Source organism: Stackebrandtia nassauensis DSM 44728 (assembly GCF_000024545.1).
Taxonomy (GTDB): Bacteria; Actinomycetota; Actinomycetes; order Mycobacteriales; family Micromonosporaceae; genus Stackebrandtia; species Stackebrandtia nassauensis.
In genome coordinates, this window is record NC_013947.1 from 6,356,175 (window position 1) to 6,382,072 (window position 25,898).

At 69.1% G+C, this 25,898-nt stretch carries 25 protein-coding genes and 1 pseudogene; 10 read left to right on the forward strand and 16 right to left on the reverse strand.

What is annotated here, in order from left to right; genetic code table 11:
- Positions 1 to 6 precede the first annotated feature (6 nt).
- Positions 7 to 912 (forward strand): hypothetical protein, encoded by a 906-nt coding sequence (locus SNAS_RS29700; RefSeq protein WP_013021202.1) that lies wholly within the window; start codon positions 7 to 9, stop codon positions 910 to 912.
- A gap of 467 nt (positions 913 to 1,379) precedes the next feature.
- Here SNAS_RS29700 and manA read toward each other — a convergent pair whose 3' ends face one another.
- The 6 genes from manA to SNAS_RS29730 all read right to left on the reverse strand — a co-directional run bounded on the left by manA (position 1,380) and on the right by SNAS_RS29730 (position 6,917).
- A complete protein-coding gene (gene manA, locus SNAS_RS29705) occupies positions 1,380 to 2,579 on the reverse strand; it encodes a mannose-6-phosphate isomerase, class I (RefSeq protein WP_041627228.1) in 1,200 nt (399 codons plus the stop codon).
- A gap of 71 nt (positions 2,580 to 2,650) precedes the next feature.
- The gene (locus tag SNAS_RS29710; RefSeq protein WP_013021204.1) at positions 2,651 to 3,607 is read right to left on the reverse strand and encodes a cation diffusion facilitator family transporter; all 957 of its coding nucleotides are present in this window, start codon (positions 3,605 to 3,607) and stop codon (positions 2,651 to 2,653) included.
- A 45-nt stretch (positions 3,608 to 3,652) separates the two neighbouring features.
- Positions 3,653 to 4,852, reverse strand: coding sequence for an SIS domain-containing protein (locus SNAS_RS29715; RefSeq protein WP_013021205.1), 1,200 nt, complete (start codon positions 4,850 to 4,852; stop codon positions 3,653 to 3,655).
- Between the two features lie 11 nt (positions 4,853 to 4,863).
- Complete coding sequence (locus tag SNAS_RS29720) at positions 4,864 to 5,085, reverse strand: Trm112 family protein (protein WP_013021206.1); 222 nt, start codon at positions 5,083 to 5,085, stop codon at positions 4,864 to 4,866.
- A 15-nt stretch (positions 5,086 to 5,100) separates the two neighbouring features.
- Positions 5,101 to 6,465 (reverse strand): phosphomannomutase/phosphoglucomutase, encoded by a 1,365-nt coding sequence (locus SNAS_RS29725; protein ID WP_013021207.1) that lies wholly within the window; start codon positions 6,463 to 6,465, stop codon positions 5,101 to 5,103.
- A gap of 50 nt (positions 6,466 to 6,515) precedes the next feature.
- Positions 6,516 to 6,917, reverse strand: a complete 402-nt coding sequence (locus tag SNAS_RS29730) for a DUF3499 domain-containing protein (RefSeq protein ID WP_013021208.1) — start codon at positions 6,915 to 6,917, stop codon at positions 6,516 to 6,518.
- Positions 6,918 to 7,124: 207 nt separating this feature from the next.
- On the opposite strand from SNAS_RS29730, the gene SNAS_RS36420 reads away from it, so the two are divergent.
- Positions 7,125 to 7,562, forward strand: a complete 438-nt coding sequence (locus SNAS_RS36420; protein ID WP_244409081.1) for a metallopeptidase family protein — start codon at positions 7,125 to 7,127, stop codon at positions 7,560 to 7,562.
- 157 nt (positions 7,563 to 7,719) lie between these two features.
- Here SNAS_RS36420 and SNAS_RS34570 read toward each other — a convergent pair.
- The 6 genes and pseudogenes from SNAS_RS34570 to SNAS_RS29765 form a co-directional block, all read right to left on the reverse strand.
- Positions 7,720 to 7,965, reverse strand: a pseudogene (locus SNAS_RS34570) (WhiB family transcriptional regulator); the annotation flags it as partial.
- A 189-nt stretch (positions 7,966 to 8,154) separates the two neighbouring features.
- A complete protein-coding gene (locus SNAS_RS29745) occupies positions 8,155 to 8,643 on the reverse strand; it encodes a hypothetical protein (RefSeq protein ID WP_013021210.1) in 489 nt (162 codons plus the stop codon).
- A 4-nt stretch (positions 8,644 to 8,647) separates the two neighbouring features.
- The gene (locus tag SNAS_RS29750) at positions 8,648 to 9,739 is read right to left on the reverse strand and encodes a mannose-1-phosphate guanylyltransferase (protein WP_041625257.1); all 1,092 of its coding nucleotides are present in this window, start codon (positions 9,737 to 9,739) and stop codon (positions 8,648 to 8,650) included.
- A gap of 197 nt (positions 9,740 to 9,936) precedes the next feature.
- Positions 9,937 to 11,064: a glycosyltransferase family 4 protein gene (locus tag SNAS_RS29755; RefSeq protein ID WP_041625258.1), complete on the reverse strand. Its 1,128-nt coding sequence runs from the start codon at positions 11,062 to 11,064 to the stop codon at positions 9,937 to 9,939.
- 215 nt (positions 11,065 to 11,279) lie between these two features.
- On the reverse strand, positions 11,280 to 12,926 hold the full coding sequence (locus SNAS_RS29760; RefSeq protein ID WP_144300686.1) for a hypothetical protein: 1,647 nt from the start codon (positions 12,924 to 12,926) through the stop codon (positions 11,280 to 11,282).
- A gap of 112 nt (positions 12,927 to 13,038) precedes the next feature.
- Positions 13,039 to 15,042, reverse strand: a complete 2,004-nt coding sequence (locus tag SNAS_RS29765) for an acetoacetate--CoA ligase (RefSeq protein WP_013021214.1) — start codon at positions 15,040 to 15,042, stop codon at positions 13,039 to 13,041.
- A gap of 76 nt (positions 15,043 to 15,118) precedes the next feature.
- On the opposite strand from SNAS_RS29765, the gene SNAS_RS29770 reads away from it, so the two are divergent.
- Both SNAS_RS29770 and SNAS_RS29775 read left to right on the forward strand, forming a co-directional pair.
- Positions 15,119 to 15,898, forward strand: coding sequence for a hypothetical protein (locus SNAS_RS29770; RefSeq protein WP_013021215.1), 780 nt, complete (start codon positions 15,119 to 15,121; stop codon positions 15,896 to 15,898).
- A gap of 119 nt (positions 15,899 to 16,017) precedes the next feature.
- Positions 16,018 to 17,382, forward strand: a complete 1,365-nt coding sequence (locus tag SNAS_RS29775; protein ID WP_013021216.1) for a hypothetical protein — start codon at positions 16,018 to 16,020, stop codon at positions 17,380 to 17,382.
- Between the two features lie 71 nt (positions 17,383 to 17,453).
- On the opposite strand, the gene SNAS_RS29780 is transcribed toward SNAS_RS29775, so the two are convergent.
- Positions 17,454 to 18,686 carry an MFS transporter gene (locus tag SNAS_RS29780; protein WP_013021217.1) on the reverse strand — a complete coding sequence of 411 codons (1,233 nt, stop codon included), beginning with the start codon at positions 18,684 to 18,686 and terminating at the stop codon, positions 17,454 to 17,456.
- 122 nt (positions 18,687 to 18,808) lie between these two features.
- Here SNAS_RS29780 and SNAS_RS29785 point away from each other — a divergent pair, with 122 nt between their 5' ends.
- Both SNAS_RS29785 and SNAS_RS29790 read left to right on the forward strand, forming a co-directional pair.
- A complete protein-coding gene (locus tag SNAS_RS29785) occupies positions 18,809 to 19,279 on the forward strand; it encodes a phage holin family protein (RefSeq protein ID WP_013021218.1) in 471 nt (156 codons plus the stop codon).
- On the forward strand, positions 19,222 to 19,503 hold the full coding sequence (locus SNAS_RS29790) for a DUF3618 domain-containing protein (RefSeq protein WP_013021219.1): 282 nt from the start codon (positions 19,222 to 19,224) through the stop codon (positions 19,501 to 19,503). The genes SNAS_RS29785 and SNAS_RS29790 overlap by 58 nt, the downstream gene beginning before the upstream one ends.
- Here SNAS_RS29790 and SNAS_RS29795 read toward each other — a convergent pair whose 3' ends face one another.
- Positions 19,504 to 20,088 (reverse strand): M23 family metallopeptidase, encoded by a 585-nt coding sequence (locus SNAS_RS29795; protein WP_013021220.1) that lies wholly within the window; start codon positions 20,086 to 20,088, stop codon positions 19,504 to 19,506.
- Positions 20,089 to 20,323: 235 nt separating this feature from the next.
- Between SNAS_RS29795 and SNAS_RS29800 the strand changes: the two genes are divergently transcribed.
- Together SNAS_RS29800 and SNAS_RS29805 are read left to right on the forward strand one after the other, a co-directional pair.
- Positions 20,324 to 21,706 (forward strand): serine hydrolase domain-containing protein, encoded by a 1,383-nt coding sequence (locus SNAS_RS29800; protein ID WP_013021221.1) that lies wholly within the window; start codon positions 20,324 to 20,326, stop codon positions 21,704 to 21,706.
- Positions 21,703 to 22,260 carry a hypothetical protein gene (locus SNAS_RS29805; RefSeq protein WP_013021222.1) on the forward strand — a complete coding sequence of 186 codons (558 nt, stop codon included), beginning with the start codon at positions 21,703 to 21,705 and terminating at the stop codon, positions 22,258 to 22,260. The genes SNAS_RS29800 and SNAS_RS29805 overlap by 4 nt, the downstream gene beginning before the upstream one ends.
- Before the next feature lies 1 nt (position 22,261).
- On the opposite strand, the gene SNAS_RS29810 is transcribed toward SNAS_RS29805, so the two are convergent.
- On the reverse strand, positions 22,262 to 22,837 hold the full coding sequence (locus tag SNAS_RS29810) for a M15 family metallopeptidase (protein ID WP_013021223.1): 576 nt from the start codon (positions 22,835 to 22,837) through the stop codon (positions 22,262 to 22,264).
- Positions 22,838 to 22,925: 88 nt separating this feature from the next.
- Between SNAS_RS29810 and SNAS_RS29815 the strand changes: the two genes are divergently transcribed.
- Both SNAS_RS29815 and SNAS_RS29820 read left to right on the forward strand, forming a co-directional pair.
- Entirely contained in the window at positions 22,926 to 23,609 is a 684-nt protein-coding gene (locus SNAS_RS29815) for a response regulator transcription factor (RefSeq protein ID WP_013021224.1), read from the forward strand.
- Positions 23,602 to 24,705, forward strand: a complete 1,104-nt coding sequence (locus SNAS_RS29820) for a sensor histidine kinase (RefSeq protein WP_013021225.1) — start codon at positions 23,602 to 23,604, stop codon at positions 24,703 to 24,705. The genes SNAS_RS29815 and SNAS_RS29820 overlap by 8 nt, the downstream gene beginning before the upstream one ends.
- Here SNAS_RS29820 and SNAS_RS29825 read toward each other — a convergent pair.
- A complete protein-coding gene (locus SNAS_RS29825) occupies positions 24,695 to 25,870 on the reverse strand; it encodes an acyl-CoA dehydrogenase family protein (protein WP_013021226.1) in 1,176 nt (391 codons plus the stop codon). The genes SNAS_RS29820 and SNAS_RS29825 overlap by 11 nt on opposite strands.
- Between the last annotated feature and the right edge of the window lie 28 nt (positions 25,871 to 25,898).

The window sequence follows — 25,898 nt, forward strand, 5'->3', positions numbered from 1 at the left end:
CCCCCATTGTCTAAAGACGATTTGGACCACGCGATCCGCAACGGCCTCGACGCCAAGCACACCCCGTCCGAGGACGAGATCGTGGCCTCCGCCAAGGCCCTCGAAGCCGCGGTGCGCGAGAAGGCCGCCATGCACGAACCGCCGTGGCCCGAGAACTGCTTCACCTGGATCGTTCCCTACTTCAAGCACTTCTGCTACCCAGACCCCTTGGGCCCCAAAACGATGGCCGACGACCTCGGCATGATCCGCACCTCGCTGAAGTCCGGCCAGGTCACCGCGGTCCAGGGCCTGACCCCCATGATCGAGGACTGGGAGGGCAAGGCGCGCGACTCCTTCTACGACAACTTCCTGGTCCCGTTCCCCGACGCGGTCAACAACCAGATCGAGGTCGTCGACGAACTGCGACTGTCCATGTGGGCCTACGAGAACATCCTGCGCTCGGGCCGCATCGACGCCAAGAAACTCCTGGACGAGACCAAAAAGGTCGTCGACTCCTACGACGGCGACAAAGCGGCCAAGACCCAGTTCTTCCTGGTCATCGTGGGCTCGATCGCGGGAGTCATGAAGGACTGGGGCGCGGGCGCCTACCGACTGGGCCTCTCCCTGGTCAACGGCTCCGCCACCGGAGCCAAGGGCGCCCACGAGTACAGCCAGTCCATCTCGGGCAAGACCGTCTCCGAGATCTTCCAAAGCTTCATCAACGCCGCCCAAGAGCTGCGCCCACTCATGGACGAACAAGAACAGACCCTCGCCGACGCCCTCTCCAGCAGCAACGGCACGGTAGACGGCTACCTCAACAGCTCCAACCCCAAAACGCTGATGACCCTGCTCCCCAACGAACCCGAAACCGGCCCGGCCATCATCGACGGCAAACCCAACGACACCAAAGAATTCCGCCCGCCCTACCTCTAGCCCACGACTGCGTCGTGGGCGGAGCTGAGCGAAAAGCGCCAGACTCCAAGGCTTGCCCACGCCCCGTACGAGTGAGCCAGCGTGGGGGTCCAGGGGGCTTCGCCCCCTGGCGGGGGTCCAGGGGGTGGAACCCCTTGGCGGGGAGCACGGGGCGGAGCCCCGTGGGCACGGCTTCGCCGTGCAAAAAAGGAGTGGAGTTTCCAATGGCGAGGGCGTAGCCCGAGCAGACCCCTCCCGGAAACGGAACGTGCCGGGCAGCCACCCCAGACTGCCCGGCACTCCCCCCGGTTTGGTTCCCCCGCGCGTCGCGGATGCGGTTCTGTGACCTCGCATCGGTGACGCTGCGTATGTAAAGAATGACTTATAGAGATCACTCTGTCAAGGATTTACTAGAACTTTCTCAAAAAAATTTTGCCGGGTTGGCCAAACGCAATGGGCCGATCGGTCAAAAATAACGCGAGTGCTGGTCAGTGGCCAGTTCCGAGACCGGCGCAGTAGCTGTCGCCGAAGCCGGAAGCGTAGATCGTCGGCGTGTCGGCCGGGGCGAAAGCCGCTTGGCCGGGCTGGAGGGTGATTGGTGACACCCCGTCGTCGAGCCGGATCTGGCCCGACCAGCACAGGATGATCGAGGGGCCGTTGACCGGCAGGGTGCGCTGGCCCGAGTCGGCCTCCAGGCGCAGCCGTGAGAGCCGGAACTCGCGGCTGGGCACCGGCCAGTCGACGATGCCCCCTCCGGCCTCGCGGGCCGGGGAGATGGGGTCGCCCAGGACCTCGAAGCGCAGCACGCGCAGGAGTTCGGGGACGTCGACGTGCTTGCCGGTCAGCCCGCCGCGCAGCACGTTGTCGCTGGCGGCCATCAGCTCGACGCCGACGCCGCGCAGGTAGGCGTGCAGGTTGCCCGCGGGCATGTAGATCGCCTGGCCGGGTTGCAGCGTGATGTGGTGCAGCAGCAGCGCCACGATGGTGCCCGCGTCGCTGGGGTAGCGCTTGCCCAGGTCGGCGACCAGGGCGAAGTCGAACGCGTGCGGCGAGTCGGTGTCGGCGAGCCGCTCGGCCGACAGGGTCGCCTGCCGGACCAGTTCCTCGCGGTGGTCGGCGGGCAGCGTCAGCAGCGTCGTGACGGCCTCGCGCAGCCCCTGCGCGGCGTCGTCCTGGCGCAGCAGCGCGACGATGGACTCCAGGCCGGGCACGCCCAGGGTCTCGATGACCTCGGCGGACAGTTGCGGGTCGCGGAAGCCGCACAGCGCCTCGAACTCGCTGACGGCGCACAGCAGCTCGGGCTTGTGGAAGGCGTCGACGTAGTTGCGCTCGGGGGTGCCCAGCGGCACCCCGGCCTCGTCCTCGCGGGTGAAGCCCTCGATGGCCTGGTCGGCGTCGGGGTGGGCCTGAAGCGACAGCGGCTGTTCGGCGGCCAGCACCTTCAGCAGGTAGGGCAGCCGGGCGCCGAACTCGGCGACCGTCTCGGCGCCCAACAGCGCCTCGGGTGCCTTGGCGATGGCCTCGTTGAGGTCACGGCCGTCGGGCAGCCGGGACGGGTCGGCCGGGTGGGCGCCGAACCACAGCTCGGCCTCGGGCGTTGAGCTGGGCATCGACCGTCCCTGTAGCGCCGCTATCGCGGTGCGGGACCCCCATGCGTACGGCCGAATCGCTCCGTTGAGGAGTTCCACAGTGACCATTCTCCCTCGTATCTCGTTCTGGTCACGGGCGGCGTCGACTCTAACCCATGCGGGTTAGAGGCTCATGAATCTCCGCCGGCCTTCGCGGGTCGGTACAGGTCGGGTTCGAGGTAGATCGCCCGCGCGATGGGCACGGCGGCGCGGATCCGGGCCTCGACGGCGTCGATCTCGCGGGCCACCTGAGCGGCGGTCTCGTCGTGCTTGACGGCGAACTTGGCGGCCACCAGCAGCTCGTCGGGGCCCAGGTGCAGCGTCTTCATGTGGATGATGGCGTCGACGTCGTCGCCGTCGAGGATGGCCTTCTCGATGGCGGCGATGTGTTCGTCGGTGGCCGACTCGCCCAAAAGCAGGCTCTTGGTCTCGATGGCCAGGATGATGGCGATGATCACCAGCAGCAGACCGATGGACAGCGTGAAGATGCCGTCCCAGATGCCGTCGCCGGTGATGAGCGACAGCCCGACGCCGAACAGCGCCAGGATCAGGCCCAGCAGCGCGGCGGCGTCCTCCAGCAGCACCACCGGCAGTTCGGGGGCCTTGGCGCGCCGGATGAAGTTGACCCAGGAGGTCTTGCCCTTGGCCTTCCGCGACTCGGAGATCGCGGTGTAGAAGGAGTAGGTCTCCAGGCCGATGGCCACGACCAGCACCGCGATCGGCACCCACCACCACTGCGACTCCAGCAGCGTGTCCGGCTTGCCGGCCAGGGTGTCCGAGATCTTGTGCTGCCCTTCCCACAGCGCGAACAGACCACCGACGCTGAACAGGACGATCGACACGATGAACGCGTAGATATAGCGTTCCCGGCCGTAGCCGAACGGGTGCTGGGCGGTGGCGCCGCGCTTGGAACGCTTGCCGCCCACCAGCAGCAGTGCCTGGTTGCCGGAGTCGGCCAGCGAGTGGATCGACTCGGCGAGCATCGAGGAGGACATGGTCAGCGCCCAGGCTCCCAGCTTGGTCGCCGCGATGCCCAGGTTGGCCGCCAGCGCGGCGACAATGGCCTTGGTGCCGCCTTCAGCACTCATGAATGATCGTCCTTAGTGGTTAATGTCGGGGGGCGGTGCGGCGGGTCAGCCTTCGCTGACCTCGCCGAAGTTCTGGGTGAAGTCCTTCATCTCGCTGACGGCCGGGACCGAGTGCGGGTCGAGTCCGTGGGCCAGCGCCAGGTAGACCGACGCGAAGTCGGGCACCGCGATCAGCGAGGCGAGTCGCTCCAGGGCGCTGCCGCCCTCGGCGGCGAAGGTGTCGCAGCGGATGCCGCGTCGGTCGGCCAGTTCGGCGACCGCGTCCGCGCGCCGGGTGTCCGGCGGCGGGTTGTCCTCGTCGTTCTCCAGCCCGTCGTCGCGCAGCAGCACGATCCGCAACCGGGTGCCGCCGTCGGTGGCCTGGTCGTCGGGGTCGGCGAAGATGTCGCGCTCGCCTTCGGCGAGGGACCCGAAGACGCCGTCCAGCAGTCCGACGCGGCCGCGGCCGACCTCGCCGAGTTCACCGGACACGACCGGGTAGCGGGCGTTGGCGGCCAGCATGTCGCCGAAGCGGCGCGCGGCCACCCCGGCCAGCGGCGAGGAGCCCCACACCACCGGGATCGCCCCGGCCAGGTCGAGGGCCAGCGCCTTGGCGGGGTTGACGAAGGAGTCGTTGAGCGGCTTGCAGCGTTCGGCGTCGGCGTCCAGCCGGGCGGCGGCCTCGGCGATGTCGGCCTCGGCGATGCGCACCATGCCGCAGGCGCGTCCGGCCAGCAGCACCGGAACGGTCAGCGCCCACAGGCTCAACCGGGCCGGGGCGCGGCGCGGCACCGGGATGTAGGGGGCGCGGGCCCGTTCGGCCACGGCCTGCAACGGGGAGTCGGGGGCGCCGATGGCGACCAGCCGGGCGCCACGGCGGGCTCCGGCCTCGGCGGCGGCCAGCGCCTCGGGACTGCGGCCCGAGGCCGAAACGGCGATGACGACGTCGGCGGCACCGACCCAGCCGGGTATCCCGGCGCTGCGGTGCGCGAGCACCGGCACCGGACACCGTGGACCGGCCACTGTGGTCAGGATGTCACCGGTGCGGGCGGCGGTGCCGACGCCGGCGACCACCACGGCCCGGGGCCTGCCGCCCTCGGACAGTTGGGCCAGGTCGGCCTCGGCGGCCAGTTGCCCGACCTCCCGCAGCTGCGGCCCGGCCGAGGCCACGGCCCGCAGCGAACCGCCCGGGTCCAGCCGGGCCAGGCTCTCCTCGGAATCGATCCGCGCCGGGTCGGCGTTGCGGTCTCCCGAAACCCCCGCCATGCCATCGTCCACTACTCCCCCTCGGTATTCGCGTCTTCCGGCACAGCACCATCGCCCGGCTTCGGCTCGGTCGCCTCGTCCAGCAGCAGCACCGGGATGCCGTCGTCGATCCGGAAGATCCGGCGGCATTCGGTGCAGGTCAAGGTCTGTGCAGCGGAATCATAGGTCAACGGAGCGTGATGGGTGTCCGGGCAGGCCAGCACCTCGAGCAGCGCGGGGTCGAGTGTGGGCATGGCGTTCATCCTTTCTCAGCGGCGCACCTGGGCCAGCACCTCGTCGCGCAGTTCCCGCATGCGCTCGACGGTGGGGGCCTCGGCGTTCAAGCGCAGCAGCGGCTCGGTGTTGGACGGACGCAGGTTCAGCCAGGCGCCGTCGGCGAAGGTGATGGTCAGGCCGTCGAGGTGGTCGACGCTGGTACCGGCGCGGTCGGCGTAGTACTCCTCGACCTCGCTGAGCTTCGCGGACTGGTCGGCGACGGTGGAGTTGATCTCGCCGGAGGACACGTAGCGGTCGTAGGACGCCACCAGGTCCGACAGTGGAACCGAGGCGTTGCCCAGCGCCCGCAGCACGAACATCGCGGCCAGCATGCCGGTGTCGGCGAACCAGAAGTCGCGGAAGTAGTAGTGGGCGGAGTGCTCGCCGCCGAACACGGCGTCGGCCTTGGCCATCTCGGCCTTGATGAAGGAGTGCCCCACCCGGGTACGCACGGCCTTGCCGCCGTTCTCGGTGATGACCTCGGGTACCGCGCGGGAGGTGATGAGGTTGTGGATGACGGTCGAGCCGGGGTGCCGGGCCAGTTCGGCCTCGGCGACCAGGGCCGTGATCGCGCTGGGCGACACCGGTTCCCCGCGTTCGTCGACGACGAAGCAGCGGTCGGCGTCGCCGTCGAAGGCCAGGCCCAGGTCGGCTCCGCGTTCCACGACGGCCTTCTGCAGGTCGACCAGGTTGGCCGGTTCCAGCGGGTTGGCCTCGTGGTTGGGGAAGTTGCCGTCCAGCTCGAAGTACATCGGGACGACGCTCAGCGCGTCGACCGGACCCAGGACGGCGGGCACGGTGTGCCCGGCCATGCCGTTGCCCGCGTCGATGACGACGTTGAGGTCGCGGATCCCGGACAGGTCGACCAGGCCGCGCAGGTGGGCCGCGTAGCCCTCCAGGAAGTCCTGGGCGGTCACGGTTCCGGGCTTGTCCGCCGCGGGCGCCGGGTGGCCGTCCAGAATGGCCTGTGCCTTGTCGCGGATCGCGGCCAGCCCGGTGTCCATACTGATCGGACGGGCTCCCGGCAGGCACAGCTTGATGCCGTTGTAGACGGCCGGGTTGTGGCTGGCGGTGAACATGGCCCCGGCGATGTCACGGGAGCCGGACACGTAGTAGAGCTCGTCGGTGGAGCACAGCCCCGCGTCGAGGACGTCGGCCCCAGCGGCGGCAGCGGCCCGCGCGAACGCCGCCGACAGTCCCACCCCCGATTCGCGCATGTCCCGGGCGATGACGACGGTGTCCACACCGGTCACCGAGACGAAGGCGGCCCCGAAGGCCGCCGCCACGTCCTCGTCCCACTGTTCGGGGACCAGACCGCGAATGTCGTACGCCTTGACAATGCCGCCTAGATCAGGCACGCCGCACACCTTCCTGGTATCGCTGACAACGCCAACGAGAGTACCGGGGCTCAGGGTCGCTGCGGTGGTTGCGTGCCGTCGGTATCGGCGCCACCTCCCACCACCCGCAGGTGCGGGCGGCCACGGGAGGGTTCGGTGGGTCGGCGTGGCGGCGTCGGGTTCTCCGGCGGCCGGGCCCGGGTGCGAGCCGATTCCCGGACGGCGTCGGCCAGCGCGACCAGGTCGTCGCCCGAGGGCATCGGGGCCGCGTAGTCGTCCACATGCCGCACCAGGTCCCAGCCCCGGGGCGCGGTGAGCTTGCGGGCGTGGTCCTCGCACAGGTCGTAGGTGTGCGGCTCCTGGGTCGTGGCCAGCGGACCCACCACGGCGGTGGAATCAACGTAGACGTACGTAAGGGTGGCCACCGCCGATTCGCGGCAGCCATTGCGGGAACAACGTCGATGCGACCTCACGGCCGGAACGCTATCGCTCGATCGGCTGATTCGGTAGCGGTTATGACGGCGACACGCCGTCTCCGCCCCGGGTTGCCCGCCTTGGCAACCGGCCCCGACCTGGTTCGGGATGCCACACCGCTCATCTCGCTCACCTCGTGCTTCAAGACACTCCTGACGACCGGCCAATCTTGGCCGGACCGTCATCGCTCCTCTACGCTAGTCCGCGTGCGCCATCGGGATCGCCGCGGACGCGGCCTACGTGGACAACTCGTCCCCGCGGCATTGCCCATGGCCAAGACCCGGGCGCAGAACTTCGACGCCCTGGTTCTGGAAGCCGTCGAGAACGTCGAGCGGGTGGTCGGCGACAACGAGCGGTTCGGCCCCAAGAAACTGGGCGGGGTCGAGTTCGCCGTCGAGGATGTCCCCGGCGAGGTCAACGCCTACGACACCGACGTCCTGGAGGACCGCGACGTGCCGCTGGCCCGGCTGTTCCCGGGCCGGGCCGGAGCCTCGGGCCCGTCACCGCGCATTGTGGTGTATCGCCGCCCGCTCGAGCTGCGGGCCAACGGGGTCGAGGAACTGGCCCAGCTGATCCGCAGCGTCGTCGTCGAACAGGTGGCGAATCTCCTGGGGGTTCGCCCCGAGGAGATCGACCCCGACTAGCTAAGGCCGCGACCGGCACCTGAACCTGTTCGGGTTCGGGCTGCTCGGCGACCGCCACGGCGTCCACGGTCTCGGTGTGCGACACCGGACGCAGCGGCAACGGTATGACGACCGGCTGCCGGGACTCGGCGGCCAGCCGGGACGCTTCGCGGGCCTCCCGCTTGGCTTTGCGTCGTTCGCGTTCCGACAGTCCACCCCAGATGCCGAACCGCTCGTCGTGCGCCAGTGCGAACTCCAGGCACTCGGCCTTGACCTCGCAGCGGGTACAGATCTTCTTTGCCTCCCTTGTGGAACCCCCTTTTTCGGGGAAGAACGCCTCCGGGTCAGTCTGCGCGCACAGGGCCCGCTCCTGCCACTCGGGGACGTTTCCCAGAAGATCGGCCAGAAAGTCTCGGCCGTCCATGTACGTCCGCCTCCTTGATGACGCGCCAGCATCCCACCGGCGCATTGCCCCCACTGTCAGTGAAATTACACGCGTGTCATTTAGGATTTGTGGTGGTTTTTCTGATATTGGGCACAAATTTCCCGAAGAAAGTCAACGCGTGCGGACACCGATCCATGACGCACAGTAGTGCATGAGACACCGGACGCTTCAGGCGGCCCGCCCGCGTAGCCAGGCGCGCAGGCACCCCAGCATGGCCACCACGACGAGCGTGAGCAGGCCCAGATCCAGCAGCAACGCCTCCACCGCCGAGCGGGTGTCGACGAAGACGGTGTCGAAACCGGCCCGCTGCTGCTCGGCGACATCGAGGCCGAACACGAAGGCGGCGCCGGTGATGAGCGCGCCGGTGACGATGAGGACGCCGTACTCGACCACCGCGACCAGCCGCACTCCCCCGTGCGTCGTCGACAGCGCCGCCACGAGCGGCAGCGCCAGCGGGATCGCCGAGTACAGCGTGTCGTGGGCGTGGTCGGTGAAGCCGAAACCCGCCGCCCGGGAACCGATCGTGTCGCGCGGGTCGTTGCCCGCGCCGAAGAACAGCTGCGACCACGCCACCGCGATGAACACCGCCGTCACGAGCAGCAGCACCGCCGCGGCCCGGACCCGGAACCGCGGCGACAGGTCCACGCTTGAGGTCATGGCCTCAGACTAGGCCGGTGTCCCCCCGGTTCTTGAGTTCATCCACGAGTTTCTTGACGTCCTGTGCCCGGTCGCGCGGGCACACCAGCAGCGCGTCCGGGGTGTCCACGATGATCAGATCGTCGGTGCCGACGGTGGCCACCAGTCGCCCCGATCCGGGGACCAGGACGTTACGGCGCGCGTCCAGCGTCAGCACGTCCACTCCCTCGGCGCCGGTGGAGATGACGACGTTGCCGGAGTCGTCGTGCGGCGGCAGGATCGCGCCCAGGGTGTCGAAGTCGCCGACGTCGTTCCAGCCGAAGTCGCCGGGCACGACGCCGACCTTGCCCGCCGCGGCGGCCCCCTCCATGACGGCATAGTCGACCGAGATCTTCTCCAGTTCCGGCCACAACTTGCCGAACAGCTCCTCGCGCCGCGGGCTGTCCCAGGCGCCGGCCAGTTCCCGCACGGTGTCGTGCAGGTGCGGACGCTGCCGGTTGAGCTCGGCCAGGAACACGTCCACCCGCCACACGAACATCGAGGCGTTCCACAGGTAGTCGCCCGAGGAGACGTACTCGACGGCCGCGACGTGGTCGGGCTTCTCCTTGAACTCCTGCAGCAGGTTCCCGGCGCCCAGCGCCTCGCCACGGCGCAGGTAGCCGTAACTGGTGTCCGGACCGGTCGGCGTGATGCCGATGGTCATCAGCAGCCCGTCGGCGGCCATCTCCATGGCGGCCTCGACGGTCTTGGCGAAACCGGCCGCGTCGGCGATCAGGTGATCGGCGGCGAAGGAACCCATGAGCGCGTTCGGATCGCGCTCGGCGATCACGGCCGCGGCCAGCGCGATCGCGGCCGCGGAGTCCCGTGGGGACGGTTCGACGAGGATATTGGACTCGGGCAGCTCCGGCAGCTGCCGGGCCACCGCCGCCGCGTGCGCGGTCCCGGTGACCACGTAGCGGTGCGCGGCGTCCGACAGCGGCGCCAACCGGGCCACTGTGGATTGGATCAGGGTGAGGTCACTGCCGGTCAGCGGATGCAGGAACTTGGGGTTGTCCGCTCGCGACAGTGGCCACAACCTCGTGCCACTGCCTCCGGCGGGAATCACCGAGTGCAACATGCGGCACAGTATGCCCAGCGAAAGTAACGGGAGTGAGAGGGGCCGGTAATGGCTCGTCCGTCGCGAGACGGCTCCTGACCAAGCCTGGCAAGGCGGAGCCGGTCCCTCGTACCGGGTGTACTTGGGATCCGGCGACAACGCAGCCAGGCGCCGTGTCAGGGGGCGTCGCAGCAGGACAGACGCCATTGCCGGGGCCTCTAGACGGACTTACCCGCTGCCTTGCGCCAGGTCGCCAGGTGAGCCGAGGCACTGCGCTGCCAGGTGAAGTCGCGTGCACGTTCCACGCCCAGGATCGACAACTTCGAGCGCTGCTGCTCATCCCCGAGCAGCTTGGCCAGGTCCGAGGCGATCGCGTCGGGCTCCTCGCCGGTGTAGGCGACGGCGTCCCCGCCGACCTCCGGCAGCGACAGCCGCGGCGTGGTCAGCACCGGCGCCCCGCAGGCCATCGCCTCCAGGATCGGCAGTCCGAAACCCTCGCCGTAGGACGGGTAGGCGGCCACCAGCGCGCCGCCGAGGAAGCCCGGCAGGTCGGCGAACCGCAGGTAACCCGGGCGCACGACCTTCAGGTGCACCGGCACCTCGGCGACCGCGTCGTCGATGGCGTCGTCGTGTCCGGAGCCGCCGGCCAGCACCAACGCGGGCGGCGCGGGCATCCGGCGCACCGCCGAAACCCAGCCGCGCACCAGGTTCGGCACGTTCTTGCGGGGTTCCATGACGCCGAGGAACGCCACGTAGGGGGTCTCGGCCAGGCCGAGCCGCGCCGCGACCCGGGCCTTCTCGGCCGGGGCGGGAATGTGGAAGGCCTCGGGGTCGACACCGTGGTACGCGACGTCCACATGGGACTCGTCGACGTCCAGTAGCCGCACCAGCTCGTCCCGGGTGGCCTTGCTGGGCACCACGACCCGGCTGGCCCGCCGCAGCGAGGTCTTGATGGCGGAGCGGAAGAAGGTGCCCCGGGCCTTGTCGTAGTGGTCCCGTTCGGTGAAGAACGTCGCGTCGTGGACGGTGACGGTCACCGGGCACCCGGCCCGCAGCGGGCAGGTGTAGAACGGGGAGTGCAGCACTTCGACGCCCAGCTGCTGCGCCAGCATTGGCAGGCCGGTCTGTTCCCAGGCCAGCCGCGCCGGGCGATGCGTCACCGCCGAGGGAGCGGCGATGACCTCGGCCTCGGGGACCAGGCCCAGATACCGTTCGGCATCGGTGCGCTGGCACACCACGGACAGGTCGATCTCGTCGCCGACGTGCGCGAGGGCGGACAGCAGGCCGTCCACGTACCGGCCGACTCCGCCACGATCAGCGGGAACACTCGTGGCATCCACGAGCACCTTTACTCCGGACACTGTTGATGGACTCCTTGAGTCTTGTGATAATTCCCACCGCCGAGCGTACGCCCAGCTCCCAGCGATCTTCACGGACCCATTGTCCGGTACCCCTGGTGGGGGTGTGCTTACTCAACGCGGGTCACAAACGACCGGGCCGGTGACACGATCCGTGTCACCGGCCCGGAGGGGTTCGTCCAATGGGGTTGTCCTTGGTGGGCTTACTCGATGATCAGCCGGACGTTGCCGACCGACTCACCGCCCTTGCTGCCGAAGGCGACGCCGACGGCCTTGAGCGCGCCCATCTCCTTCTTGTCCTGCTCGTCCATCATCTTGGTGACGTCCATGAACATCGCGTAGTTGATGGCTTCGGGAGCGCCGCCGACCGCGTCGGAGTAGTACTTGTGGCCGCTGAGCTTGCCCGAGGGCGAGTAGCCCGACGACTTTCCGGTGACGGTGTTGCCCTCGACGGTCGCCTCGATCTCGCCGCCGGTGGAGTCGGCCAGACCCTTGAGGGTGTTGGCCTTGTCGGCGGAGGTGGTCTCGATGACCGCCTGGCCCTGCGGAGCGCCGGTGAGACCGGTCATGCCGAAGGTTCCGGTGGCGCCGGACAGCGCGTCGAAGATCGCCTGCGTCTCGCCGTTCGGGTCCTGGCCGGGAGCGCCGGTCAGTCCGCCGGTGAGCAGACCGCCCGCGGCGGCGCCGAGGCTCTCGGAGAAGTCGTCCGGCAGCGCGAAGGCACCGGCGATGTCGGCGTCGGGAGACTTGGACAGCTTGTCCATCAGGCCTTCCTTGCCCTCGGTGACGTCCTTGGCGCCGAAGGTCGACGAGACGATCTCGATGCCGAAGTCGTCGGCCTTGGCGCCTACGGCGATCTGGCCCTTCATGTTCTTCTCGAAGTCGCCCATCATGCTGAACGGGTCGCCGCCGTACTCGCTCTGCGGCACGGACTCCTTGCCGAGCTTGTACGCCTGCTCCAGGTCGGCCCAGGCGGTCACGACCTGGCCCTCGCCGAGGAACTCGGCGGCGTCGGCGAACTTGTCGGACTCCGACAGCGGGTCCTTCTCGGCCTCCTTGACCGCCGCCTTGGCCGCGGCCTGCGACTTGTCCTCGCCGAAGGCCATGGTGGCGGTGCCGTCCTTGACCTCGAAGCCCATGTCGGCCTCGCCGCCGCTGTCCTTCTGCAGCGCGGTCAGGCCCTCCTTGGCCTTGCCGTCGTCGGTGCTGGCGACGGTGGCCAGCGCGTAGGGCTTGCCGTCGTGCTCCCACAGCGCGATCGAGGTGCTCAGGCCGACCCACTCGGAGAACTTGCCCTTGGCGAAGTCCTCGTCGTCGTCCTCGAGCATCTTCATGAACTCGGCGACGGCCTTCTCCGGGTCGTCGCTCTTGACGTCGGACTCGGGGAACTTCTCGATCAGGTCCAGCAGCTCCAGCTGCTGGCTCTTGCTGACGTCCAGGTTGAAGGACGCGAACGCCGCCGTGGAGGCGGGAAGCTTGGTCTCGGTGTCGGTGCCGTCGGTGCCGAAGAACGAGGCCGCGGCCCAGGCGCCACCGCCGCCGAGCGCGAGCACGACCGCGGCGCTGATGCCGATCACGAGGCCCTTGCGGCTCTTCTTCGGCGGTTCGATGCCGAAGCCGGACACGCCCAGGTTGATGTCACCGGGCGGCGGCGGGTAACCCCCACCGGCCGCGGGCGGTTGCGCTGCCCCCATCGGCTGCTGCGGGTAACCCGACGGATCGACGGGCGGCTGCTGTCCGTACTGGGGTTGCTGTCCGAACTGCGGCTGCTGCTGGGCATAGCCCGGCTGATTCGGATCGGGTACTCCCGGTTGCGGAAAACCGCCCGGGTTTCCAGGGGGGTAGCTCACGACAAGACCTTTCAAGGGATCACGGAGGTTCTTCCGGGCTTGGACGCCGTTATTCGCTGACCGGTTCCCCTCCTTGGCGACCTTTGACGGTACCTGTCACCCGCAAGGTCACCTAGTCGTGATTTTCAACCTGGCACGAATACGCGAGAAAAGCCTCCAGGGATTCCGGGTTCGCCAGTGCCCCGGTCGCGGCGGCTTCGGCTATTGGGGTACCGGTCAGTATCCGTTTGACCGGAATTTCCAGCTTCTTGCCCGACAGGGTGCGCGGCACGGCCGGGACGGCGTACAGCTCGTCGGGGACGTGTCGCGGCGACAGGCTGCCGCGCAGTTCCCGCGCGATGGTCCTGCGCAGCTCGTCGTCGACCTCGCGGCCCCCGGCGGTGACGACGAACAGCAGCAGCCGGCCCGGCCCGCCCTCGTCGTCCTCCAAATGCACCACCAGCGAGTCGTTGACTTCGTCGAGGGCCTCCACGACCGAGTAGAACTCGCTGGTTCCCAGCCGGACGCCGCCGCGTTTGAGGGTGGCGTCGCTGCGTCCGGTGATGACGCAGGTGCCGCGGTCGGTGATGGTGATCCAGTCGCCGTGGCGCCACACGCCCGGGTAGGTGTCGAAATAGGCCTCGCGGTAGCGGGAGCCGTCCTCGTCGCCCCAGAACCCGACCGGCATGGACGGCATCGGCGCGGTGATGACCAGCTCGCCGGTCTCGCCCAGCACCGGTTTGCCGTCGGGACCGAAGGCCTCGACCCGGGAGCCGAGACAGCGGCAGGCGATCTCTCCCTTGTAGACGGGTACGAGCGGTGCACCGCCGACGAAGCCGGTGCACACGTCGGTGCCGCCGGACAGCGAGGTCAGCATCGCGTCGGGGGCGATCGCCTCGTAGACGTAGGCGAAGCCCTCGGGCGGCAGCGGCGAGCCGGTGGAGCCGACGCCGCGCAGCCGCGACAGGTCGGCCACCTCGCGCGGCACGATCCCGTTCTTGCGGCAGGCCAACAGGAACGGCGCCGAGGTGCCGAAGTTGGTGATGCCGGTCTCGGCGGCAAGCTTCCACTGTGCTGAGAAGTCGGGGTGGGTGGGGTTGCCGTCGTACAGGACCATCGCGGCGCCCACCGCCGGGGCCGAGACCAGGTAGTTCCACATCATCCAGCCGGTGGTGCAGAACCAGTAGAACCGGTCGCCGGGGCCCAGGTCGTGGTGCAGGGCCAGCATCTTGAGGTGTTCGAGGGTGATGCCGCCGTGGCCGTGCACGATCGGTTTGGGCAGGCCGGTGGTGCCCGAGGAGTAGAGGATGTACAGCGGATGGTCGAAGGGCACGTCGGTGAAGGTCAGCTCGCCCGGCTGCGACAGCAGTTCCGACCAGGACAGCGCGTCGGGGATGTCGTTGCCGGTGTACGACAGCGACACGACGTTGTCGAGACTGTCCAGTTCGGTGCGCAGCGCGGCGACCTCGTCGCGACGGTCGATGTGCTTGTTCCCGTACTGGTAGCCGTCCACGGCGACCAGCAGCTTCGGGGCGATCTGCTTCCAGCGGTCGGCGACGCTGCGGACGCCGAACTCGGGCGCGCAGCTGGAGAAGACCGCGCCCCGGCTGGCGCAGGCCAGCAACAGGATGACCGCCTCGGGGATGTTGGGCAGGTAGGCCGCGACCCGGTCACCCCGGCCGATGCCCAGCCGGTCCAGTCCGGTCGCGGCGGCCGCGACCCGCTCGCGCAGCCGCGCGACGGTCAGCGTCAGTTCGTCGCGGGAGTCCGACCGTCCGATGACGATGACGTCGTCGTCGGCGCGGCCGGGGGCGCGCAGCACCTGGCGGGCGTAGTTGAGGGTGCGGTCGGGAAACCAGCTGGCGCCGGGCATCGCGGCGTCGGCGAGGGCCTCGTGCGGCTCGGCAACCTCACCAACATCGAAAAACTGCCATATGTCAGCCCAAAATCTTCCGGGTTCGTCCACAGACCACTGCCACAGACCGGCATAGTCGGTGAAGTTCCCACGGCCCTGATCTCCAAGCCAGGACATGAATTCGCCCATCCGGGTAGAAGTCAGGGCATCCGGGGACGGACTCCACAGCTTTTCGACAGTCATGAATCCTTCACTTTCGCTCAGATGTGACGGCGACCCCATCCTGCCTCAATCGCCGCTAGCGTAATGCGCAAGGATGGCCCTCATGGCGAACCGCCCCTGCTCATAGGAGACCCCCATGCGTCACATCGCCAGCCTGCTACTCGGCCTCGTCATCGCGCCGCTGGCGTGGATACTCATCGGCGCCGCCACCATCGGTCTCGATCCGCACGGACTGTACAAGGAAGCCGTCGGAAAACCCAACAATGTCGTCGCCATGGCCATGTTCGCGTTGGCCGGGATCGCCCTGGGGGTACTGGCGGTCACCCGGTTGTCACCGGCCGGTCCGGTCACGGCGGCGGTTATCTTCGGCGGCTTGTTCGCGTTCTTCCGGTTCGTGGCCAAGGACTTCACGCTTCCGGACCTGTTGGAGGGCGTGAAGGTGCCGACGGAGTCGGCGACGGCGGCGGGCGAGTCCGGGGTGGTTCTGGCGGTCGCGGCGCTGTTGGCGGTGGCGATCCTGATGCCCTCGCGCTGGCGCGGACCCGACACCGACGCCGACCGGGTCGTCGACACCTCGGAACTGTCGTCCAAGCCCCGCACCGACACCAACCGCAACACCGACGCCGTCGACCCGTTCGCCCCCGCGTTCACCGACTCGGAGCGGGCCTCGACCGGAGGCGGCGGCACCACCAACTTCCCCAGCGTCGGCACCGGCTTCGACGAACGTCCCACCGACCCCTTCGGCGGCTCCGGCTCCCGGCAGCCCGCCGTGCCCGAGCAGCGCTCCCCGTACGCCGACGACGCCTACGGCGGGCAGCCTTACGGCGACAACGGCTACGACCAGCGGCAGTCCGGCGGATACCAGCAGCAACAGCAGTCTCAGTACGGCTACGGCAACGAGCAGCAGTACCGCTGAGCCCGGTGGCATCTCCCCTCTGAGGTGCGGATTCAAGATTCTCGCAAGGTTCGTGACGGAATCTGGGCCGCGGACCCGGCTCCACTTACCGGGTCGCGATCGCCCGGAAAGGAATCTTGATGCCCCGTACCAAGCTGCGCGTCGCCGTGGCCCTGGCAGCCGCCGGGGTCGTGGCGGCGGGCCTGGTCACGTACGCCGAGGCCCAGAACACCGACACGGCCGAGAGACTGCCACGCGTCACCACCACCGCCGACGGCTTCGCCGTCGAGGGCTCCAAGTTCCAGCCGCGCGGCAACAACTACGTCCGGCTCGCCGACGACGGCAGCGGCACCGCGAAGAAGTACCACTCGAACTTCGAACCCGGGAAATACGATCCGGCTCGCGCTGAGACCGCGCTGGCGGCCATGAGCCGCGACGGCTACAACGTGGTGCGGGTGTTCATCGATCCCGGCGACCCGTCCGCCAACAAGGCCGGACGGCCGCACGGGCTGGGCCACGGCGACGAGGACGACAGCATCGGCCAGACCGACTACTACGCCAACGTCGCCGACTTCGTCACCAAGGCCGCCGCGCACAAGGTCTACGTACTCCCGGCTTTGGACCTGGTGCCGTTCAACGCCCACTACCGGAAGATCATCGACAGTGTTCCGGCGCCGAAGGGCATCGTCGGTCGCAACGCCTTCTACATGCACAAGGGCTTCATCAAGGCGAAGGCCGCGTACGTCCAGAACTTCCTGAGCCAGCTGCGCGAGCACGCCGGGCCCGACGCGACCTCCGCGCTGTTGGGGGTTGCCACCGACAACGAGGCCACCTACGAGGGCGACCGGGAACCGTTCGCGTTGACCTCGGGCAAGATCACCGGCCCCGACGGGCTCGAGTACGACATGGCCGTGGCCAAGGACCGGCAGCAGGCCGCCGACGCGTCCATGGTGGTCTACGCCAACACCGTCACCGCCGCCGCGAAGAAGACCGACCCCGACGTGCTCGTCACCACTGGCATGTTCACGTATCTCGCGGTCGGGAAGAAGCAGGACGGTTTCAGCGTCAGCTGTTCGCACGCCGCCGACGCGCCCCCGGACCGCACGTGCCAGTCGGGCGTCGACTACCGCTATCCCGCCCGGGCGGCGAGTCTGTCGATCTTCTCCAAACTGTCCTTCATCGACATACATCTGTATCCGCGCGGCGGTGGCTACACCGTGGACAAGGCACTGGACTCCAGCGAGTGGTCGAAGGTCAAGAAGCCGTCGGTCGTCGGTGAGTACGGCGCCAAACGCGACGTGTTCGGCAACGACATCACCAAGGCCGCCTACGGCATGAAGGACCTGCAGATCAAGAGCTGCGGTCGCGGCCTGGACGGCTGGCTGTTCTGGACCTGGGACACCGACGAGGACGCCACCCAGCGGCTGTTCTTCCGGGCCACCGAGGCAGGCGGCGCCATCAACGGACAGCTCGCGCCGGTGAAGCGTCCCAACCCCTGTACTTGATTCTCACGCTGGAACGCCGCCGCCACCGCTCTCTCCCTGCCACCACCTCGGTGGCGGCGGCTCCACAACGCTCAGCCAAGTGCCCGCTCGGGTTCGGCCGCCGGACGGGTGCGTTGCGCCCACCGCGTCACCGGGCCGACCGCGACCCCGGCGGCGACGAACACTCCGCCCAGGACCAGCCAGCCGGGCCAGCCCCAGTCCACGATCAGCATCGTCAGCGCCACCGGGCCCAGCATCCGGGCCATCGTGGTGCTGGAGCCGAAGAAACCCTGGTACTGGCCGTGTTTGTCGGACGGCGCCAGCGCGAAGCTGATCTCCCACATGCCCGAGGCCTGCGTCATCTCGCCCCACACCTGCAATCCGGCCGCCACCAGCAGCACCAGCGCGGCCAGCCACGGTGATTTGCCCAGTGTGGACAACGCGAAGGCGGCGCAGGACGCCGCCATGATGAGGCCCGCCAGCCGCACGTAGCGGCTGGCGCTGTCGGGGCCGGTGACACCACGGGCCACCCGCACCTGGAACAGCATCACCGAGGCGGTGTTGAGCACCAGTGTGGCCGCGACCAGCCAGCGGGGCGCGGCGGTGTGCGCCACGATCCACAGTGGGACGACGAGGCTCAGCAGCGGCATGTACAGCAGCAGGACGCCGTTGAGGAAGGTCAGCACCGCGTAGGGACGGTCGCGCAGGACGGCGAGCATCGGCTCCCCCGAGGCGCGCGGCGGTGCCGGTGGCAGCTTCGGCAACCGCGACAGCACCAGCGCCGACACCGCGAAACCGGCGGCGTCCAGACCCAGCACGGTCAGGTAGGCCGCCTCGGTGTCGAAGTACAGCGCCAGGCCGCCGAAACCGGCCCCGATCGCCAGTCCCGCGTTCACCGTCGACTGGAGATACGCGCGCACCTTGGTGCGTTCGGTGGCGTCCACCAGTCCGGCCAACAGCGCCTGCCGCGCCGCCAACAGCCCGCACTGGCTACAGGTGTAGAAGCACACCACCACCAGGAACGGCACGAAGTCCCGCACCAGCAGCAGGCCCGCCACCGAGGCGGCGGTGGCCACGGCCAGGGCGGCGGCGACACCGCGCGGGCCCCGGCGGTCGGCCAGGTGCCCCAACGGCACCCCGGCCAGCGCGCCCAGGCCCCAACCCACGGTCAGGCCCAGGCCGATCTGTCCGGCGGGCAGGCCGACGATCCGGGAGAAGTACAGGGCGGAGGTGACGATGAAGACGCCGTCGCCGATGGCGTTGGCCAGCTGGGCGAGCGCCAGGGTGCGCGGGGCACCGGCAGGGGGTAGTACGCGTAGGGGCATCGGGGTTCCTCGGGCTGGGGTGGGCCCGACCCAGGTTAACCGACGCTTGACCTGCTCACGTCCATGAATGGCCACCGACGTTTCCGGGTAACACGATCACGAGGGGCGGGAAAGGAGCCAAGATGTCCAGCTATCGCATAGACACCACCGCCGACACCCGGCCGCACGCCGAACCCGACGGCAAACAGCCTTCGATCGGCAGCCTGGTGCGCGACATCAGCCAGGACATGTCGCGGCTGATGCGCCAGGAGGTGGAACTGGCCAAGGCCGAGCTGCGCCAGGAGGCGGGCAAAGCCGGCAAGGCCGCCAAGATGTTCGGGGCCGCCGGTTTCGCCGGTTACATGGTGGCGGTCCTGTTGACGGCCGCGGCCGTCGTCGGTCTGTCGTACCTGATGGCCGCGATCTGGGCGGTGCTGATCATGACCGGCGTGTGGGCGCTGATCGGACTGCTGGCCTTCCTGAACGGCCGCAAGCAACTTCGCACGATGTCGCCGGTTCCGAGGCAGACCGTCGACACGCTCAAGGAGGACGCGCAATGGTTGAGACACCCGACCGGATCAGAAGCGACATCGAGTCGACCCGGGCCGAGCTGACCCACGACGTCAACCGGCTGGCCGACCGGGTCAGCCCGAGGCGAATCGCGCGTCGCCGGTGGCATGTGTTGCGCGACAAGCTGAGTCTGCTCTACCAGGAGTTGACCGGACGGATCCGCACCAAACCCCGCAAGCGGGTTCGCGGGCGGCAGGGCGACGGTTCGGTGGTCGCCTCGCGGCCCGACCGCGGTGGGGAAGAGCGCACCCTCCCCCACCGGCCGTGATCAGCAGCGCGAGGTGTAGCTGCGGGTGCCGTAGTAGTACACGTCGCGGACGTTGAACTTGATCGGCACCGACGAGCCGCCGTAGGAGGTGCGCTGCTCGTAGTGCAGGTGCGAGCCGAAGCCGCCGGGGGTGTTGGGGAAGCCGGAACCGCCGACCAGGCCGAGGGTCTCGCCCTTGCTGACCTGTTCGCCGTGCTGGACCCGGTATTCGCTGAGGTGGGCGTAGTAGGTGGCGGTGCCGTTGCTGTGCCGCACGACGACGAGCCGTCCGTAGGAGGTGCCGTCCATCTTGCCGCGGTGCACGACGGTTCCGGCGGCGCTGGCGGTGACCCGGTCGCCGAAGTCGCCGTCGCGGTTGAAGTCGATGGCGCGCAGCGGGCTGTGGTTGGTGCGGGTCTGGCCCTGCCACGTCTGGCCACAGGGGAACGGGACCCGGTGCGAGATCGCCTGGGCTTCGACGTCCTCGGCTCCGGCGGTGGTGGGCACGACCAGCGCGGCGGCACCGGCGGCGAGCAGCGCCGCGCCGACGGCGAGACTGCGGACGGTCCAGCGGCCGCCGGGCAGGCGGGGAGAGCGGAATCGCATGGCGCGATGTCCTTTCTGTGGGAGCTGACTGGGGAGCAGCTGCACCTCACATCGTGGTCTCGGCGCGGGGGTCGAGCATCGTCCGAACAGCCAGGGCACGGGAAATCGCCGTAGTGTCCCAGGTCACTTGAACTTAGTGCAGCAAACACTTGCACTTTGTTCAAGCGATGGATAACTTGTACTTAGTTCAAGTCGCCCCGATCCCCCGGGGCCCAACGAAAGAGGAACTGAGAACATGTCGACGAACGACGTCATCACCACCACCCGACAACGGCTGGACACCCTGCGCGCCAAGCACCGCATCCCCGGTGCCCAGCTGGCGATCCTGGTCGACGGCGAGATCCACGAACTGGCCAGCGGCATCCTGAACAAGAACACCGGCGTCGCCGTCACGACCGACTCGGTGTTCCAGTCCGGCTCGGTCGCCAAGGTCTACACCGCCACCGCCGCCATGCGCCTGGTCGACCAGGGCCGGCTCGACCTGGACGCGAAGGTCGTCGACGTGCTGCCCGAGTTCGGCACCCCCGACGCCGAGGCCACCGCGCGAATCACCGTCCGGCACCTGTTCTGCCACCTGTCGGGAACCGGCAGCGAGTTCCACGGCAACCCCAACCGGGGCGACGACTGCATCGAACTGTTCGTGCGCGACGCCCGCGAGGTCCCGATGGACCTGCCACCCGGCGTCGCCGCCTCCTACAGCAACATCGGCATCATCACGCTGGCCCGCATCGTCGAGGTGATCACCGGCGAGGTCTGGGACGACGCGCTCAAGCAGCTGCTGTTCGAACCCTTGGGCCTCAAACGATCCTTCACCCTCACCGAGGACGCGGTGCGGTACAACGTCGCGATGGGACACCTGGGCGCACCCGGTGCCGAACCCGAGCCCGCCGAAATGTGGACCGTCCACCCGCGCGCCGCCAGCCCCGCCGCGCACATCCTGATGTCTGCCGGGGACATGGCCCGGTTCGCCAAGCTGCACCTGGACGGGGGCGTGACCGCCGACGGCACCCGGATCATGTCGGCCGAGTCGGTCGCGGCCATGCGGGAACCGCAGTCGGTCCCGGTCGACCGCTGGAGCGTCAGCGCCGACGCCTGGGGACTGGGCTGGAGCCTGTACGACCACCCCAACTACCACGGCTTCGGCCACGACGGTTCGGCCGTGTCGCAGCACGCGATGCTGCGCATCTACCCCGAACAGGGCGTCGCGCTCGCGCTGATGACCAACAGCGGCGCCGGACGCAGTCTGTACGCCGACCTGTTCCCGGAGCTGCTGGCGTCGCTCGGCATCACGATGCCCGCGCCCTTCGGCCCGGCCGATCCGCCGATCGCCGCCGACGCGACCCGGTTCTACGGCACCTACGAGCGCGAGGGCGTCACCATCACCGTCGGCGAGCAGGATGGCGTGCCGCGATTCCGCTACGAGTTCACCGGCACCGCCGCGCACGTGTCCCCGCCCCTGGAGGGCGAGCTGAAGGCCGTCGCGGGCGAGGGCGACAACGTCTTCTCGGTCCGCTTCGGCGCCGAGGGCAGCGACGAGGACCTGGCCGTCATCTTCGCCACCCACAACGACACCGAGTACGTCTGGATCGGCATGCGCGCCACCCCGAGGGCGTCATGAGACGCCCCGCCACCGTCACGATCGCCGCCGTACTGCAACTGCTGCTCGCCGCCACCTTCACGGTCTCGGTCGTCACCGCCCTGCTGTACGGCCCCGCCGCCCAGAAAGCCGCCGAGTCCGAAATGGAACGCCAGGGACTGCCCAAGGACGCGCTGTCCGGCGAGTCGCTGCGCTTCGACGAGGGCTGGGCCGGAACCGTTCCCGCGACGGTGATCGTGCTCATCCTCGTCGGGCTGGCCGTCGGCAACCTGCGCGGCAAGCGATCGGGCCGCGTCCTCACCTGGGTCCTGCAACCGCTGCTGCTGGTTGCCGGAGCCGTCCTGGTCAGTGGACAGGTCTTCCTGGTGCGGGGCATCGAAGCGGCCTTCGCCGGGTCCGGCAACCCGGCACTGGCCGACGTCGACGTGCCCGCGCTGGTCGAGGCCGCCCGTTCGGCGTTCCCGGCCTGGTATCCGGTCGAGACCTGGGCGAAGTTCGTCCTGGTCACGCTCGGCTCGGCTGTGACCATCGTGTTGCTGGCGCTGCCGCGATCGCGAGCCTTCACGCGGCGGTAGCTCAGTTCCGCATCCTCGGGTCGTGGGTGGGGTCGGGGTACATCGTCGGGCAGCCGTCGGCGGCGGCCTCGGGACGCAGCTCGTAGTGCCAGGGCTCGTTGTCGTAGATCTGGCACAGCCCGTAGTTCGCGCCGTGCCGCGACAGCCAGTCCGCCGCCTCGGCGGGGCCGACGTCGACCGCGTGACCCGAGACATGCGGGGATGTGTCGGGAGTGGCCACCCACCGGGCGGCCTCGGCCGCCGAACCGTAGGTCGAGGTCGCCTCCTGGAGCAGTTGTTCCTGGTAGTCGGGCGAGCGCCAGCCGCTGTTGACGGTGACGGTGACCCCGTCCTCGGCGGCGTCGATTGCGGCGCGACGCAGCGCGTCGAGCAGGTCGGCGTCGAGATTGGCCACGGCCGGGTACTCGGTGTCGAAGACCGTCACCCCGTCGGGGACGGCGCCGTCGTCCTCGGTCGCCGTGCCGCTGGCCGAGGACGAGCCGGGCTGGTTGACGAGCGTCGCGACGATCACGGCGAGGACGATCACGGTCCACGCGATCCCGCCGAACGTTCGTCGGGCTGTGCCGGTGTGAGTCATGTCCGACAGTCAAGACAACAGGGTGTTGCCAGGCCGTATGCGATTTTTGATATGCCGACGATATGGACGATCTCCTAGCATCAAGGGCATGCGAGTGCTGATCGTCGAGGACGAGCCCTACCTGGCCGAAGCGGTGCGCGACGGTCTGCGGCTGGAGGCCATCGCCGCCGACATCGCGGGGGACGGTGACACCGCGCTGGAACTGTTGAGCGTCAACTCATACGACCTCGCGGTGCTCGACCGCGACATCCCCGGCCCCTCCGGCGACGAGGTCGCGCGCTGGATCGTCGACTCCGGCAGCGGCATCCCGATCCTCATGCTCACCGCGGCCGACCGCATCGACGACAAGGCCACCGGTTTCGAGCTCGGCGCCGACGACTACCTCACCAAACCGTTCGCGCTGCGCGAGCTGGTGCTGCGGCTGCGGGCGCTGGACCGCCGCCGGGCCCGCTCCCGGCCGCCGGTGCGGGAGATCGCGGGGCTGCGGCTGGACCCGTTCCGGCGGGAGGTGTTCCGCGACGGCCGCTATATCGCGCTGACCCGCAAACAGTTCGCCGTCCTGGAGGTCCTGGTCGCCGCCGAGGGTGGGGTCATCAGCGCCGAGGAGCTGCTGGAACGGGCCTGGGACGAGAACGCCGACCCCTTCACCAACGCCGTGCGCATCACGGTGTCGGCGCTGCGCAAACGGCTCGGCGAACCCTGGCTGATCGCCACCGTCCCCGGAGTGGGATATCGCATCGACACCGGATCGGAGTCCGATTCCCGTGCGTAGACGTCTCGGATTGAGCGTCCGCCTCAAACTCACGCTCAGCTACGCCGGGCTGCTCATGCTCGCGGGCATCTTCCTGCTGGTCCTGGTGTGGGTGTTCCTGCTGCGTTACGTGCCCGACCGCATGATCGGGCCCGATGAGTGGATCCAGCCCGGCCCCTCCCGGCTGGAACTGTGGGAGGCCTTCGCTCCCCGGGCGGCCCAAGGCTTCGCGTTCCTGATGGTGTTCGGGCTCGTGGGCGGGTGGATCCTCGCCGGACGGATGCTGGCGCCGCTGACGCGCATCACCCGCGCCACCCGGCTGGCCGGGACCGGGTCACTGTCGCACCGCATCGAGATGGAGGGCCGCAAGGACGAGTTCCGGGAACTGGCCGACGCCTTCGACACCATGCTGGCCAGGCTGGAAGCCCATGTCGCCGAACAGCAGCGGTTCGCCGCCAACGTCTCCCACGAACTGCGCACGCCGTTGGCGGTCACGCAGACGATCCTCGACGTGGCCCGCAACGACCGCGACGGCGACAACGACGAACTCGTCGACCGGCTCCACGCCGTCAACTCGCGGGCCATCGACCTGACCGAGGCACTGCTGCTGCTCAGCCGCGCCGACCGGCGGTCGTTCAACCGCGAGCCGGTCGACCTGTCGCTCGTCGCGGAGGAGGCCACCGAGACGCTGCTGCCGCTCGCGGAGAAACGCGGCCTGGCCATCGAGACCTCCGGCGAGGCGACCCCGGCCGTCGGGTCACACGCGTTGTTGTTGCAGCTGACCACGAACCTCGTGCACAACGCGATCGTCCACAATCTGCCCGCCGACGGCACCGTGTGGGTCACCACCCGACGCGGCCCCGAGTTCGTGGAGCTCACCGTCGACAACACCGGCCGGGATCTCACCCCGCAGCTGGTGTCCACACTGGCTGAACCGTTCCAGCGCGGCAGCCAGCGCATCCGCACCGACCACGCGGGCGTCGGCCTGGGTCTGGCGATCGTCAAGAGCATCGCCGAGGCACACGACGGCACCCTCACGCTCGCGCCGCGCCCCGAGGGCGGGCTCCACGTGTCGGTGCGACTGCCCGCCGCACCGACCCCGGCGCCTAGAGCTTGACCAGTCCCTTGAGGAACTGCTTGGCCATGACGACCCGCTGCACCTGGTTGGTGCCCTCGTAGATCTGGGTGATCTTGGCGTCGCGCATCATGCGCTCCACCGGGTAGTCACTGGTGTAGCCGTAGCCGCCGAGCAGCTGTACCGCGTCGGTGGTGACCTCCATGGCCACGTCGGAGGCGAAGCACTTGGCCGAGGCGCCGTAGAAGGTGAGGTCGTCGTCCTCACGCTCCGACTTCGCCGCGGCGGTGTAGGTCAACTGTCGGGCGGCCGACAGTTTCATGGCCGCGTCGGCGACCATGAACTGGACGCCCTGGAAGTCGGCGACCGCGCGGCCGAACTGCTGCCGCTCCTTGACGTAACCGGCGGCGTAGTCCAGCGCGCCCTGGCCGATGCCGACCGCCTGGGCGGCGATGGTGACGCGGGTGTGGTCGAGGGTGCGCATCGCGATCTTGAAGCCCTCGTTCTCGGCGCCGACGAGCCGGTCGGCACCGACGCGGACGTTGTCGAAGTACACCTCGCGGGTGGGCGAGCCCTTGATGCCGAGCTTGTGCTCGGGGGCGCCGAAGCTGACGCCCTCATCCTCGGAGTCCACGACGAAGGCGCTGATGCCGTGGGCGCCCTTGCCGGGGTCGGTGACGGCGAAGACGGTGTAGTAGCGGGAGACTCCGGCGTTGGTGATCCAGCGCTTGGCGCCGTTGAGGACGAAAGCGTCGCCGTCCTTCTCGGCCTTGGTCTTCATGCCCGCGACGTCGGAACCGGCCTCCGGCTCGGACAGACAGTACGAGAACATCGCCTCGCCGGAGGCGACCGGCGGCAGGAACTTCCGCTTCAGTTCGTCGGAGGCGGCCAACAGCAGCGGCATGGTGCCGAGCTTGTTGACGGCGGGGATCAGCGAGGACGAGGCGCAGGCGCGGGCGACCTCCTCGATGACGATCGCGGTGCCCAGGGCGTCGATGCCCGCGCCGCCGTACTCCTCGGGGATGTGCGGGGCGTGCAGGTCGGCGGAGCGCAGCGCGTCGTAGGACTTCTGCGGGAACTCGGCGTTGGCGTCGGCCTCGGCCGCCCGCGGCGCGACTTCGGCATCGCAGACCTCCCGGGTCGCGGCACGGATGGCTTCGTGCTCCTCGGGCAGGCGGTAGGCGTCGAACTGCGGGTTAGCGGCCATGAGGGGGTCACCTTTTCCAACGTTTGGC

What these genes read in the sequence shown, in the direction of transcription:
- SNAS_RS29710 (WP_013021204.1), bottom strand. Translation starts at nt 3,607, where the DNA reads ATGAGTGCTGAAGGCGGCACCAAGGCCATTGTCGCCGCGCTGGCGGCC.
- SNAS_RS29715 (WP_013021205.1), bottom strand. Translation starts at nt 4,852, where the DNA reads ATGGCGGGGGTTTCGGGAGACCGCAACGCCGACCCGGCGCGGATCGAT.
- SNAS_RS29720 (WP_013021206.1), bottom strand. Translation starts at nt 5,085, where the DNA reads ATGCCCACACTCGACCCCGCGCTGCTCGAGGTGCTGGCCTGCCCGGAC.
- SNAS_RS29745 (WP_013021210.1), bottom strand. Translation starts at nt 8,643, where the DNA reads ATGACCTCAAGCGTGGACCTGTCGCCGCGGTTCCGGGTCCGGGCCGCG.
- SNAS_RS29750 (WP_041625257.1), bottom strand. Translation starts at nt 9,739, where the DNA reads ATGTTGCACTCGGTGATTCCCGCCGGAGGCAGTGGCACGAGGTTGTGG.
- SNAS_RS29765 (WP_013021214.1), bottom strand. Translation starts at nt 15,042, where the DNA reads ATGGGGTCGCCGTCACATCTGAGCGAAAGTGAAGGATTCATGACTGTC.
- SNAS_RS29770 (WP_013021215.1), top strand. Translation starts at nt 15,119, where the DNA reads ATGCGTCACATCGCCAGCCTGCTACTCGGCCTCGTCATCGCGCCGCTG.
- SNAS_RS29775 (WP_013021216.1), top strand. Translation starts at nt 16,018, where the DNA reads ATGCCCCGTACCAAGCTGCGCGTCGCCGTGGCCCTGGCAGCCGCCGGG.
- SNAS_RS29780 (WP_013021217.1), bottom strand. Translation starts at nt 18,686, where the DNA reads ATGCCCCTACGCGTACTACCCCCTGCCGGTGCCCCGCGCACCCTGGCG.
- SNAS_RS29785 (WP_013021218.1), top strand. Translation starts at nt 18,809, where the DNA reads ATGTCCAGCTATCGCATAGACACCACCGCCGACACCCGGCCGCACGCC.
- SNAS_RS29790 (WP_013021219.1), top strand. Translation starts at nt 19,222, where the DNA reads ATGGTTGAGACACCCGACCGGATCAGAAGCGACATCGAGTCGACCCGG.
- SNAS_RS29795 (WP_013021220.1), bottom strand. Translation starts at nt 20,088, where the DNA reads ATGCGATTCCGCTCTCCCCGCCTGCCCGGCGGCCGCTGGACCGTCCGC.
- SNAS_RS29800 (WP_013021221.1), top strand. Translation starts at nt 20,324, where the DNA reads ATGTCGACGAACGACGTCATCACCACCACCCGACAACGGCTGGACACC.
- SNAS_RS29805 (WP_013021222.1), top strand. Translation starts at nt 21,703, where the DNA reads ATGAGACGCCCCGCCACCGTCACGATCGCCGCCGTACTGCAACTGCTG.
- SNAS_RS29810 (WP_013021223.1), bottom strand. Translation starts at nt 22,837, where the DNA reads ATGACTCACACCGGCACAGCCCGACGAACGTTCGGCGGGATCGCGTGG.
- SNAS_RS29815 (WP_013021224.1), top strand. Translation starts at nt 22,926, where the DNA reads ATGCGAGTGCTGATCGTCGAGGACGAGCCCTACCTGGCCGAAGCGGTG.
- SNAS_RS29825 (WP_013021226.1), bottom strand. Translation starts at nt 25,870, where the DNA reads ATGGCCGCTAACCCGCAGTTCGACGCCTACCGCCTGCCCGAGGAGCAC.